The 12,853-nt window shown below is 55.1% G+C and carries 10 protein-coding genes; 6 read left to right on the forward strand and 4 right to left on the reverse strand.

Features of this window, described 5'->3' with window-relative positions:
* Window positions 1–30: 30 nt before the first annotated feature.
* A complete protein-coding gene (gene ggt / locus ACU6TU_RS00520; RefSeq protein WP_447142656.1) occupies window positions 31–1,770 on the reverse strand; it encodes a gamma-glutamyltransferase in 1,740 nt (579 codons plus the stop codon).
* Between the two features lie 108 nt (window positions 1,771–1,878).
* Here ggt and ACU6TU_RS00525 point away from each other — a divergent pair, with 108 nt between their 5' ends.
* Window positions 1,879–2,847 (forward strand): LysR family transcriptional regulator, encoded by a 969-nt coding sequence (locus ACU6TU_RS00525; protein WP_447142657.1) that lies wholly within the window; start codon window positions 1,879–1,881, stop codon window positions 2,845–2,847.
* Here the strand turns inward: ACU6TU_RS00525 and uvrA are convergent.
* Window positions 2,820–5,669 carry an excinuclease ABC subunit UvrA gene (gene uvrA, locus ACU6TU_RS00530; protein ID WP_447142658.1) on the reverse strand — a complete coding sequence of 950 codons (2,850 nt, stop codon included), beginning with the start codon at window positions 5,667–5,669 and terminating at the stop codon, window positions 2,820–2,822. The genes ACU6TU_RS00525 and uvrA overlap by 28 nt on opposite strands.
* A gap of 225 nt (window positions 5,670–5,894) precedes the next feature.
* On the opposite strand from uvrA, the gene ACU6TU_RS00535 reads away from it, so the two are divergent.
* The 3 genes from ACU6TU_RS00535 to ACU6TU_RS00545 all read left to right on the forward strand — a co-directional run bounded on the left by ACU6TU_RS00535 (window position 5,895) and on the right by ACU6TU_RS00545 (window position 8,241).
* Window positions 5,895–7,274 (forward strand): MFS transporter, encoded by a 1,380-nt coding sequence (locus ACU6TU_RS00535; protein WP_447142659.1) that lies wholly within the window; start codon window positions 5,895–5,897, stop codon window positions 7,272–7,274.
* Window positions 7,275–7,331: 57 nt separating this feature from the next.
* On the forward strand, window positions 7,332–7,955 hold the full coding sequence (gene ssb, locus ACU6TU_RS00540) for a single-stranded DNA-binding protein (RefSeq protein WP_447142660.1): 624 nt from the start codon (window positions 7,332–7,334) through the stop codon (window positions 7,953–7,955).
* A 91-nt stretch (window positions 7,956–8,046) separates the two neighbouring features.
* Complete coding sequence (locus ACU6TU_RS00545) at window positions 8,047–8,241, forward strand: hypothetical protein (RefSeq protein ID WP_447142661.1); 195 nt, start codon at window positions 8,047–8,049, stop codon at window positions 8,239–8,241.
* A 69-nt stretch (window positions 8,242–8,310) separates the two neighbouring features.
* Here the strand turns inward: ACU6TU_RS00545 and ACU6TU_RS00550 are convergent, their stop codons facing one another.
* Complete coding sequence (locus tag ACU6TU_RS00550) at window positions 8,311–10,767, reverse strand: hypothetical protein (RefSeq protein WP_447142662.1); 2,457 nt, start codon at window positions 10,765–10,767, stop codon at window positions 8,311–8,313.
* A gap of 630 nt (window positions 10,768–11,397) precedes the next feature.
* Here ACU6TU_RS00550 and ACU6TU_RS00555 point away from each other — a divergent pair.
* Together ACU6TU_RS00555 and ACU6TU_RS00560 are read left to right on the forward strand one after the other, a co-directional pair.
* Window positions 11,398–11,655 carry a type II toxin-antitoxin system Phd/YefM family antitoxin gene (locus ACU6TU_RS00555; RefSeq protein ID WP_447142663.1) on the forward strand — a complete coding sequence of 86 codons (258 nt, stop codon included), beginning with the start codon at window positions 11,398–11,400 and terminating at the stop codon, window positions 11,653–11,655.
* Window positions 11,643–11,945: a type II toxin-antitoxin system RelE/ParE family toxin gene (locus ACU6TU_RS00560; RefSeq protein ID WP_447142664.1), complete on the forward strand. Its 303-nt coding sequence runs from the start codon at window positions 11,643–11,645 to the stop codon at window positions 11,943–11,945. The genes ACU6TU_RS00555 and ACU6TU_RS00560 overlap by 13 nt, the downstream gene beginning before the upstream one ends.
* A gap of 78 nt (window positions 11,946–12,023) precedes the next feature.
* Here ACU6TU_RS00560 and ACU6TU_RS00565 read toward each other — a convergent pair whose 3' ends face one another.
* The gene (locus ACU6TU_RS00565; RefSeq protein ID WP_447142665.1) at window positions 12,024–12,749 is read right to left on the reverse strand and encodes a GntR family transcriptional regulator; all 726 of its coding nucleotides are present in this window, start codon (window positions 12,747–12,749) and stop codon (window positions 12,024–12,026) included.
* Window positions 12,750–12,853: the final 104 nt, after the last annotated feature.

The raw sequence follows: 12,853 nt of genomic DNA on the forward strand, positions 1-12,853 counted from the left end.
GAAAGGAAAAAAGCGTGGTCAGGTTAGACCCTAAAGACCAATTGCCGACGAGGTGGAGCGACGTGGGTCGGCGCCTCCATAGAAGATGCCATCCCGAATCATGATGGATTGCGCGGCCCCCATGGCGGGCTGCTGGCTGATGGTGTGGCCGCGTTGCTCAAGCAGGCTGAGGGTGTCCGGGCTGAAGCCGGCTTCAACGCGAATTTCATCGGGCAGCCATTGATGGTGCATGCGCGGCGCGCTAACGGCGGACTGAATGTTCATATCGTGGTCAATCACGTTCATTAACACCTGCAGCGTGGTGGTAATGATGCGTGAGCCCCCTGGGCTTCCGGTGATCAGGAAGTTTTCGCCATTGTGTTTGACGATTGTCGGCGTCATTGATGAGAGCATACGTTTGCCAGGCTCTACTTTATTGGCTTCACCGCCAATCAAGCCATAGGCGTTAGGAACCCCAGGCTTGGCAGAGAAATCGTCCATTTCATTGTTGAGCAGGAAGCCTGCGCCATCGACCACAATGCCAGACCCATAGCTGAAGTTAATGGTGTAAGTGTTTGACACCGCCAGGCCATTGCCATCGACGATGGAGAAGTGGGTGGTTTCGTTGGACTCGTAATCGGTTGGATTACCCGGTGCAATGTCAGCGCTGGGTGTGGCCTGGTCGCCAATCTGGCTGCGCAGTTCAGCCGCGTATTCTTTCGAGGTGATGCCGCTTAATGGCACGTCCACAAAGTCAGTATCGCCGAGGAACTCCGAGCGATCCGCATAGGCGCGCTTCATGGCCTCAGCCATCAGGTGCATGCTTTCTGCAGAGCCGAAGCCCATCTCACCGATAGGATACTCTTCCAGAATATTAAGCATCTGCACGATATGCGCCCCGCCGGAGGACGGTGGGCTCATGGCATAAATATCATAACCGCGATACGTGCCGTGGCTGGGTTCACGGATGACAGGCATGTAGTTGGCCATATCTTCCAGGGTGATCAAGCCGTCGTGATTCTCCATCTCAGCCACAATCAGCTCTGCCGTTTCGCCTTCATAGAATTCCCTGGCGCCCTGTTCGGCAATACGCTTGAGGGTGGCGGCCAGATCCGGTTGCTTGAAAATATCGCCAACGGCGTAGGCACTGCCGTCTTCCTTGAAGAACTTGGCCATGCTCGCTTCCCAGGGCTCGAAACGTTCTCTGCTATCCTGCAGCCCCTGAACAAAGCGCAGCGGAACGGCAAAGCCATCTTCTGCCAGACGAATGGCAGGGGCCAGCGCGTCAGCAAGGCTCATGGTGCCGTACTCTTCGAGTGCCATGGCCAGACCCGCCACGGTGCCGGGTACGCCTGCTGCCAGATGGGTGAAACGTGAGCGCTCGGTGACCGCATCGCCGTTTTCATCCTGGAACATGGTTTCAAAGGCTGCCGCCGGTGCCATCTCGCGATAGTCGATGGCGATCACCTTGCCGCTGTTTTCATCCGAGACCAGCATGAAACCACCACCGCCAATATTGCCGGAGCGCGGCTGGGTAACGGCCAGGGCAAACCCCGCCACGACAGCAGCATCCACGGCGTTGCCGCCCTGGGCGAGTACGTCGCGGGCCACCTCAGAGGCAAGAAAATGGCTGGTGGCGACCATGCCGTGCTGGCTTTCCTGAGGGTGAAAACGTTCACCTTCCAGAATCGCCTCCTGGGTAAATGCCTGGGGGGAAATCAGCAGGCCGCTGATAAACACACTGGCGGTGAGTGCCTTGAGTGGATACGAGGGTATGAAACGGGCAATCATGGGCAGTATTCCTTGTTGTTATGACATGGCAAAGTGCATCATGAGTATAGTCGTTTGTCAGTGCATCGACACACGTATGCCGCTTATCTCTCCTGGGACCCGACTGCCATGAATATTCGTCACCTGACTTTTCGGTTGCTACAGGTTTATGTGACCGTGGTGCGCAGTGGCTCCATCAGCGAAGCCGCCCGCCAGCTTCATCTTACCCAACCGACGGTATCACAGCAGTTGAAACGGCTCAGGGAAGCGGTGGGTAGCCCCTTGCTGGAACAGCACGCCCAGCGCGTGACGATGACCGCCACCGGGCAGGCGCTTTATCAGGCCAGCCGCGATGTACTCGGGCGTTTTGAGGATTTTTCCGACCAGCTCAGTGACCTCCAGCAGGGCAGCAAAGGGCGTTTCAGCATTGCCCTGGTGAATACCGCTCAGTATGTATTGCCGCGCCTGCTGGGGCCTTTCAGTCAGGCGTTCCCCGAAGTTGATGTGACGGTGCATATCGGCAACCGCCGCCAGGTGCTGGCACGCTTTGACCGCCAGGAAGACGACCTGTACGTGTTCAGTCATCCACCGGCGCTGGCCCATGCGGTGGCGGGGCGCTTCATGCGCAACCCCCTGGTGGCGATTGCGGCAGCAGACCACCCGCTTGCACAGCATTCAGCCATCACCATGGAGCAGTTGCTGAGTGAGCGCTTACTGTTGAGGGAGCCCGGTTCGGCCACGCGGATGCTGCTCGATAGCTGGCTACAGGAACAGGGCGTGAGTATGCGCAAGACGCTGCAGATGGCCAGTAATGAGGCCATTCGCGTCGGCGTTGCGGCTAACATGGGCATTGCCGTGCTGTCAGAACATGTTCTGCCCAGAGAGCACCCGGAACTGGCCGTTTTACCGGTGCCGGGCCTGCCCATCGAGAGCCATTGGCAGTTTATCGTGCGTAATGACCAGCGCCTGCCGCAATCGGCACAGCGCTTTCTGCATTACGTTCACGATCATCTCGACCAATGGATCGAGCCGCGTTTCGTATGTAACGAGCTGGACGGGTTACTGGCGGCCTATCCGACCTTCCCCTTGCGTGGCTGAGAGGCCAGCAGCGGGGCCAGAAAGCGGCCCGTGTGGGACACTTCCATCCTGGCCACCTGCTCAGGCGTGCCTTCGGCGATGATTTTACCGCCGCCAGAACCGCCTTCCGGGCCAAGGTCAATCACCCAGTCAGCCGTCTTGATCACATCCAGATTATGCTCGATGACCACAATGCTGTTGCCGTGATCGCGCAGGCGGTGCAGCACGGTCAGCAGCTGGCGGATATCCTCGAAATGTAGCCCCGTAGTGGGCTCATCGAGGATATACAGCGTCTTGCCGGTATCGCGCTTGGCCAGCTCGCGGGCCAGCTTGACCCGCTGGGCTTCGCCGCCGGACAGGGTGGTGGCGCTCTGTCCCAGGCGAATGTAGGAAAGCCCCACATCCAGCAGGGTCTGCAGGCGTCGGGCGATGGCAGGCACCGGGCTGAAGAATTCCAGCGCGTCCTCGACGGTCATTTCCAGCACCTGATGGATGGTTTTGCCCTTGTAATGAATATCCAGAGTTTCGCGGTTGTAGCGCTTGCCCTTGCACACATCGCAAGGCACGTAGATATCCGGCAGGAAGTGCATTTCGACCTTGATCATGCCTTCGCCCTGACACGCCTCGCAGCGCCCGCCCTTGACGTTGAACGAAAAACGCCCTGGCTTGTAGCCCCGCGAGCGGGCTTCCTGAGTGCCGGCAAACAGCTCACGGATGGGCGTGAAAATGCCGGTATAAGTGGCCGGATTGGAGCGCGGTGTGCGGCCGATCGGACTCTGGTCGATATCAATGACTTTATCGAGCTGGTCGAGCCCGTCGATCTTGCGGTACGGCGCCGCTTTCAGCGTGGTGGCACGGTTGAGTTCGCGGGCCGCAATCGGCATCAGGGTGCCGTTGATCAGCGTCGATTTGCCGGAGCCGGAAACGCCGGTGATGCACACGAAACAGCCCAGCGGCAGATTCAGGGTGACATCCTGAAGGTTGTTGCCCGTGGCGCCACTTAATACCAGCTGCTTTTCCGGGTTGCCGGGAATCCGGTAGGGCGGCACGGCAATTTCACGGCTGCCGCAAAGGTACTGGCCGGTGAGTGAGTCCGGGTTGTCCATCACATCCTGCGGCGTGCCCTGGGCGACAATCTGCCCGCCATGCACGCCCGCGCCGGGGCCGATATCCAGCACATGGTCGGCGGCGCGAATGGCTTCTTCGTCGTGCTCCACCACAATCACGGTGTTACCCAGATCACGCAGGCGCTCCAGGGTTTTCAGCAGGCGGTCATTGTCGCGCTGGTGAAGCCCGATGGATGGCTCATCGAGAATATACATGACCCCGACCAGACCCGCGCCGATCTGGCTGGCCAGGCGGATACGCTGGGCTTCGCCGCCGGAAAGGGTGTCGGCGCTGCGCTCCAGGTTGAGATAATCCAGCCCCACGTTAACCAGAAATTCCAGCCGGGCATGAATCTCGCTGACGATTTTATCGGCAATCTCGCCCTTGCGACCGGGCAGGGCCAGCTCGGCAAAATAACGCCAGGCATCGCCAATCGGAAAGTGCACGATATCCGCGATGGTATGGTCATCGACGAACACATGGCGGGATTCCTTGCGCAGCCGCGAGCCGTTACAGGTCGCACAGGGTTGTACGGCAATGTATTTCACCAGATCGTCGCGGACCATGTTGGATTCGGTTTCGCGGTAGCGGCGCTGCAGGTTGGGCAGCACCCCTTCAAACGGATGTTCGCGGGTGACCTTGCGGCCTCGGTCGCTGACGTAGCTGAACGGCACCGGCTCATTGCCGCTACCGTTGAGGATGAGTTCCTGCTCGTGGCGGGCCAGCTCCTGCCAGGGAGTTTCCAGCTCAAAATGGTAGTGTTTGGCCAGCGCCTGCAATTGGCTGAAGTAGTACACGCTGCGCCGATCCCAGCCTTTGATCACGCCTTCCGCCAGCGAAAGCTCCGGGTGGCTGATCAGCTTCTCGGGGTCGAAATACTGCTGCACACCCAGGCCATCACAGGTAGGGCAGGCGCCCGCCGGGTTGTTGAACGAGAACATTCGCGGTTCCAGCTCAGCCAGCGAGTAGCCGCACACCGGGCAGGCAAAGCGCGCGGAAAAGGCCAGATCGTCGTGGTCACCGTCCATAAAATGAATCATGGCCGTGCCGTCGGCCAGGTTGAGCGCGGTTTCGAATGACTCCGCCAGGCGCTGGGCGATATCGTCGCGCACCTTGAAACGGTCAACCACAACGCTGATATCATGCTTCTTGCGCTTGTCCAGCGGCGCAATATCATCAAGCTCCAGCACCTGACCATCAATCAGAACGCGCACAAAGCCCTGGGCGCGTAGCTCGGCGAGTAGCTGAAGGTGCTCGCCCTTACGCCCTTTCACCACCGGGGCCAGCAGCATAAGCTTGGTGCCTTCGGCCAGGTTCATGACCTGATCGACCATCTGCGAGATGGTCTGCGCTTCCAGGTCCTCGCCGTGCTCCGGGCAGCGCGGTGTACCGGCGCGGGCAAACAGCAGGCGCAGGTAATCGTAGATTTCGGTAATCGTCCCCACGGTAGAACGCGGATTATGGGACGTAGACTTCTGCTCGATGGAAATCGCCGGTGATAACCCTTCAATGTGATCCACATCGGGTTTCTCCATCATCGACAGAAACTGCCGGGCGTAAGTCGACAATGACTCCACGTAACGCCGCTGACCTTCGGCATACAGGGTATCAAACGCCAGCGATGACTTACCGGAGCCGGAAAGCCCGGTAATCACGATCAGCTTATTGCGGGGAAGCTCAACATCGATCTCTTTGAGGTTGTGGGTGCGGGCACCCCTGACCAGAATGCTGTCCATCAACACCTCGTAGCGCGCGGCAAAAGGAGAATTATACGTTTCTTATACCTTGTTGAGCAAAAAGGAGGCGCAGACAAATTCCGTCATCGTGCTACGGATAATGCCAACGCCGCCCGCAACGGGTTAGAATAGCGGGCTATCTTGCGCATTGTCGCTGCTGCTTTTTTGGATAAGACGATTAATCAGGGCCGCTGACCACAGCAGGCCCTGTCAACAAAGGACCTTATGCGACACGTTTTCGCACTTTTGCTGGCGTCTGAGCGCCGCGCGATCAGCGGCCTGGCCGGGCTATATGCATCGCGTATGCTGGGGCTTTTCATGGTATTGCCCGTGCTGGCGCTATACGCCGATGAACTGGCCGGGGCCACGCCTCTGCTGATCGGGGTCGCCCTGGGCATTTACGGGCTGACACAGGCCTGCCTGCAGATTCCGTTTGGTTGGCTGTCAGACCGGTTCGGCCGCAAACGCATGATTGCCATTGGCCTGATACTGTTCGGGCTTGGCAGTATGGTCGCGGCAACGGCGGATTCGATCAGCGGCATCATTGCTGGTCGGGCATTGCAGGGAAGCGGGGCGGTGGCAGCGGTTATTATGGCGCTTCTGGCGGACCAGACCCGCGAACAGATGCGCACCACGGCCATGGCCACCATCGGCTTATCCATCGGTCTCTCGTTTGCATTGGCGATGGTGCTTGGCCCCTGGCTGGCCGCGCGGGCTGGCCTGGGCAGTATTTTCTGGTTCACAGCCCTTCTGACGCTGGTTGGCCTGCTGGTGCTATGGGGCTGGGTGCCTACTGCTCCGCGACGGCTAAAGCACCGCGATGTAGGGATGGACCGGCGTCAACTTCGCCATGTCATCACCCGGCCTGATCTATGGCGCCTGGATGTCTCGATTTTTGCCCTGCATCTGGTATTGATGGCGATTTTCGTGGCGGTGCCCTTTCGTCTACTCGACGCCGGCATTGCGGTAGAGCGCCACGGCATGGCGTATCTGGCGATCATGGGGGCAGCCTTTGTGCTGATGGTGCCACTGGTGATCATTGCCGAGAAATATCAGCGCATGAAGCTCATCTGCCTGCTGGCCGTCGGGGCGATCGCCCTTAGTCTGGCCGCGCTGGGTTTACCGATTGCCGAAGGCAAGGGGCTGTTTGTCTGGCTACTGGTGTTTTTTACCGGGTTTAACTTGCTTGAAGCTACCTTGCCTTCCATGCTCAGTAAACTGGCGCCAGCGGGTGCCAAAGGCACGGCCATGGGAGTGTACTCAACAGGGCAGTTTCTGGGCGCTTTTCTGGGCGGCACCTTAGGCGGGTGGCTGGCACATCACTGGGGGCTGAATGCGGTATTTTTCGGTAGCGCCGCACTGGCACTGTTATGGTGGGTGGCAATGTGGTCCATGCCTGCGCCGCCGCCGCATTCCAGCGAAGTCGTGGCGCTGGGCGAGACTCACGGCGATGCAATCGACACTCTGATGGAACGCCTGGCAGACGTGGCCGGTGTGGAAGATGTGATGGTAGTGCCGGAAGAGCGCCTGGTTTACCTTAAGGTCAATCGCCAGCAGCTGGATCAGGACGCACTCACGCGGCTTCTGTCACCACCACGGCAATAAAAGCGGCACAGCAAGCGGCCCACACATTATTATGAATGGTATCAAGGAGCATCTCTTATGGCGCGCGGAATCAATAAAGTCATCCTGATCGGCAACCTCGGTCAGGACCCGGAAGTACGTTTTACTCCCTCCGGCACAGCGGTGGCCAACCTCAACCTGGCCACCAGCGATACCTGGATGGACAAGCAGACCGGCCAGCGTCAGGAACGCACCGAATGGCACCGCATTGTGCTGTTCAACAAAACCGCAGAAATTGCCCAGCAGTACCTGAAAAAAGGCTCCAAGGTCTATATTGAAGGGCGTCTGCAAACGCGCAAATGGCAGGACCAGAACGGTCAGGACAAGTACAGCACGGAAATTGTCGCCAACGACATGCAGATGCTGGACTCGCGCGGCGGCGATTCCCAGGGCGGCGGTGCCTACCAAGGTAACCAGCCCCAGCAGGGTGGCGGCTACCCACCGCAGGGCAATAACCAGTTCCAGGGTAACAATCAGTTCCAGGGCAATAGCCCGCCCCCGCAGCAGCCACAGCGCCCACCCCAGCAAGGCGGCGCGCCACAACAGCAGCCCGCCCCCCAGCCACCGCAACAGGGCGGCCAACAGAATCATCAGCAAAACAACCAGTTCGGCGCCCCCGACCCCGGCAGCTTTGATGATTTTGATGACGAAATTCCGTTTTAACCGCGACAAAATCAAATTGCCGTGATGAAACGTCAAAAGCCCCATTTTTGGGGCTTTTGGGTTTAAAAGTGCTGATCAAGGAGGCGCAGTCATGAATCAATTGAAACCGGACACTCAGCAGATGCTGGATAGCCTGCGTACCGCCGTTGCCGAGACGTTAGAACGTAAACGACGCCTTGGGCAGTATGCTGTGCTTTGGCAGGATGGCAAACCTGTTTTGGTCGGTGACGATGCACCAGAATCCCCAGCAGATGAACACCTTCTTCAGGACAAAGATTTACATTGATGGTGCGCAGAAACCGTCAAGCTAAAGTGGGTGGCTGGGTCAACAGGCGTTCCGGCTCCTATGCCTAGTTTAAGCAATTAATCCATCATCACCTGCTGTAACTCCGCTGACTGAAACAGTGTAACTCCCCGTACCATCGTCACCCAGGTCAGCAGCTTCCAGATAATAGGTACCACTGCTTTCAGCGATATAGCTGAATTGTGCCAAATCTCGGTCAGAATCATATTCAAGGAAGGAACCACTTGGGCTATACAGGTCGAGGCTAGCTGTCTCTACATCTTCTGGTGTCATCTGGAACAGGTAACGCTGACCTTCTTCCAGGTCTACCGCGAAGAAATCCCTGTCAGAAACAATTTCGATAGTGCCTTCCAGTGAAGTACCTACTTCAATGGCCGTAGCACTGGCGATGGTATCGCCATGATCATCATCCAGCGTTACTGTATCCACCATGATTGAGTAGCTTCCGGTACCATCGTCACCCAAGTCAGCAGCCTCCAGATAATAAGTACCACTGCTTTCAGCGATATAGCTGAATTGTGCCAAATCTCGGTCAGAATCATATTCAAGGAAGGAACCACTTGGGCTATACAGGTCGAGGCTAGCTGTCTCTACATCTTCTGGTGTCATCTGGAACAGGTAACGCTGACCTTCTTCCAGGTCTACCGCGAAGAAATCCCTGTCAGAAACAATTTCGATAGTGCCTTCCAGTGAAGTACCTACTTCAATGGCCGTAGCACTGGCGATGGTATCGCCATGATCATCATCCAGCGTTACCGTATCCACCATGATTGAGTAGCTTCCGGTACCATCGTCACCCAAGTCAGCAGCCTCCAGATAATAAGTACCACTGCTTTCAGCGATATAGCTGAATTGTGCCAAATCTCGGTCAGAATCATATTCAAGGAAGGAACCACTTGGGCTATACAGGTCGAGGCTAGCTGTCTCTACATCTTCTGGTGTCATCTGGAACAGGTAACGCTGACCTTCTTCCAGGTCTACCGCGAAGAAATCCCTGTCAGAAACAATTTCGATAGTGCCTTCCAGTGAAGTACCTACTTCAATGGCCGTAGCACTGGCGATGGTATCGCCATGATCATCATCCAGCGTTACCGTATCCACCATGATTGAGTAGCTTCCGGTACCATCGTCACCCAAGTCAGCAGCCTCCAGATAATAAGTACCACTGCTTTCAGCGATATAGCTGAATTGTGCCAAATCTCGGTCAGAATCATATTCAAGGAAGGAACCACTTGGGCTATACAGGTCGAGGCTAGCTGTCTCTACATCTTCTGGTGTCATCTGGAACAGGTAACGCTGACCTTCTTCCAGGTCTACCGCGAAGAAATCCCTGTCAGAAACAATTTCGATAGTGCCTTCCAGTGAAGTACCTACCTCAATGGCCGTAGCACTGGCAATGGTATCGCCATGATCATCATCCAGCGTTACCGTATCCACCATGATTGAGTAGCTTCCAGTACCATCGTCACCCAAGTCAGCAGCCTCCAGATAATAAGTACCACTGCTTTCGGCGATATAGCTGAATTGTGCCAAATCTCGGTCAGAATCATATTCAAGGAAGGAACCACTTGGGCTATACAGGTCGAGGCTAGCTGTCTCTACATCTTCTGGTGTCATCTGGAACAGGTAACGCTGACCTTCTTCCAGGTCTACCGCGAAGAAATCCCTGTCGGAAACAATTTCGATAGTGCCTTCCAGTGAAGTACCTACTTCAATGGCCGTAGCATTGGCAATGGTATCGCCATGATCATCATCCAGCGTTACCGTATCCACCATGATTGAGTAGCTTCCGGTACCATCGTCACCCAAGTCAGCAGCCTCTAGATAATAAGTACCACTGCTTTCGGCGATATAGCTGAATTGTGCCAAGTCTCGGTCAGAATCATATTCAAGGAAGGAACCACTTGGGCTATACAGGTCGAGGCTAGCTGTCTCTACGTCTTCTGGTGTCATCTGGAACAGGTAACGCTGACCTTCTTCCAGGTCTACTGCAAAGAAATCCCTGTCGGAAACAATTTCGATAGTGCCTTCCATTGAAGTACCTAATTCAATGGCCGTAGCGCTGCCAATAGTATCACCATGATCATCTAACAGCTCAGGTGTCTCGGGTTCTGTTTCAGGCGTATCCACAGTCTGACCGAAGAGATCTCTGAACATCAGTAGGTCATCGACGTCAACCGTACCGTTGCCATCAAAGTCGGCATCATCTTCTGTGCTGCCCTCAGAAATATCGTTAGCACCGAATATTTCGCGGAATGCCAGCAGGTCGTCTACGTCAATGACACCATCGTTATTGAAATCTGCCGATTCCTGAAGCGTCTGTTCAGATGCCTCCTCAGTGATAGACGTTTCGGTACCTGCTGTGATTTCTTCAAACACAATGCTGTTTGAACTATTGAGTTCCGCTGAGGTGAGTTGTGTATTATTTTGACTACGATTGTCAGTATTGATGCCCATAATAATTGAACCACTGCTGAAGGATGTATGTAATAGATTTATATTTTTCATAATTCTGTCTTGTTCATGGCACAAGACTGGAAAAGATGGTGATTAATATTGCATTAAATCAGTGCTTTGCAGCATAAAAATGATCCACGGTAATTATTTTTATGCAGCAGGATCTAATGTTTCTGACGCTGATATGAAATGGTTAGTGCATATGCAATTTCAGGTGTGAGTCAGCCCATCTATGGCATCATCGCCGATAATAATTAATAAAATATAAAAAATAATTATATATTATAAGCAGAGATTAAACTGGCCTGTATGTAAGCGATTGCCTACATGATTTGTAAGTCATTCCGAGGCTTATAAAACTACGCGTATTAAGCAGTGTTCTTAATCAGAATTTCCTAAATATACGATCCTGTTCAATGCCTGTCCTTTCGCTACTCACATAATCGCACGCTGTTCCAATAAAACTAATAAGCCGAACTGCTCAACCCCCATCGGTGGCTAAGGGGGTTTGCTAATTTTTTCGTTAGAGCTCGTTTCAGCAGCAGTGCTGGTGGGCTTGGCAGCGCGAGATTCAGTATTCAATGGCTTCGCCTTGAAGGCTTCGGGCAACCAGGCGTCCTTTTGCCTCGCCTGGAAAGTGATACTATAGTGATACTTTGTGTTGGATTCAGGGTAAAACCCATGAAAGTTGAGCTTGTGACAAACCTTAAACGCCAAGCCACGAAAATTTTGGCGGACTTGCATCTTACAAAAGAGCCGATTCTGATCACGGAGCACGGTCAGCCTTCCGCATACCTTGTTGATGTTCAGGATTATGAGTTCATGCAGCGCAGGCTTGAACTGCTTGAAGGGCTCTCAAGGGGAGAGCGTGCTGTGCTGGAAGGGAGAACGTACAGCCAACGTGAGGCCAGGGAAAAAATGAATAAATGGCTGAAGTAACCTGGACAGAGCCAGCTCTGCAGGAATTAGACGCTATCGCAGAGTACATTGCGCTGGATAATCCTGATGCGGCCAGCCGCTTGGTGGAAGAGGTTTTCAATAACATCGGCCGCTTGGAAGATTTTCCGCAATCCGGGCGGGTTCCTCCTGAGTTACCCAATTCCGTCTATCGGGAGGTAGTGGTGCCACCGTGCCGCATTTTTTATCGTAATGATAGGCGCCGTGTTCTTATCCTGTACGTTATGCGAGACGAGCGGCAGCTTCGCGCTTACATGCTTGAAGGCAGTTAACCAAGAACGCGAATCAGCCGAATTTCTCAACCCCCGTCGATTGGTCAGAGGGCTAGCTGATTTGCATGGGCGCTTTCGTTAGAGCTCGTTCCAGTAGCAGTGCTGTTGGGTTTCGCAGCGTGAGACACGGTATTCAAGGGCTTCGCCTTGAAGGCCTCGGGCAACCCGGTGGACTTCCAGTAGCGGTGAGCCGATATCGACCCCGAGATGTTTCTGTTCCTTGGGGCCTGCCGCCACGGCAACCAGGCGTTCCTCTGCCTTTGCCACGCTTTGGCTGAATTTCTGCTGATAAAGCTGGTAAAGCGTGTTGGGCAGCGTTTGTGGCTCGCTTTCCAGGGCCGGAAACCTTTCCGCATCAACGACCAGGTCTTCCAGCAAAGAGGGAATATCATCCAGCACCCTGATCCGCTGGATATGCACGACCACCGCGTTTTCCTCTATGTCCAACGCCTGCGCTTCTTCCTTCGTGGCGGGTCGGCGTTCCCGCTTCAGTACACGAGAAATCGGCAGCGAACGGGTGCCATCGTGACGTGCAAAATGAAAAAACTGGAAGAGCGACCGATCACTGTCATGTGTTGCCACGACAGTGCCTTTGCCTTGATGACGAATCACGACATTCTCGTTGGCGAGTGCATCGACTGCCTTGCGTAAGGTTCCCACGCTGACGCCGTATTCCTGTGACAGGGCGGACTCACTGGGAATGAACGTGCCCGGTGGCCAAATGCCTGACACGATGCGTGAAAGCAGAGCTTCCTTGATCTGTTGGTAGAGCGGGCGGTAACTGGGGGTTGGCTCGGCGTTCATGTTCGGTTCCTTGAAGTGCTGCTAACACGGCATTGATGTCCGTCAATTTATTTTCGCTGGCCCTAATAATATCAAAAAAATATGCTGTGAACTTGCTATCCTTT

It is taken from the genome of Halomonas sp. LS-001, assembly GCF_052983955.1.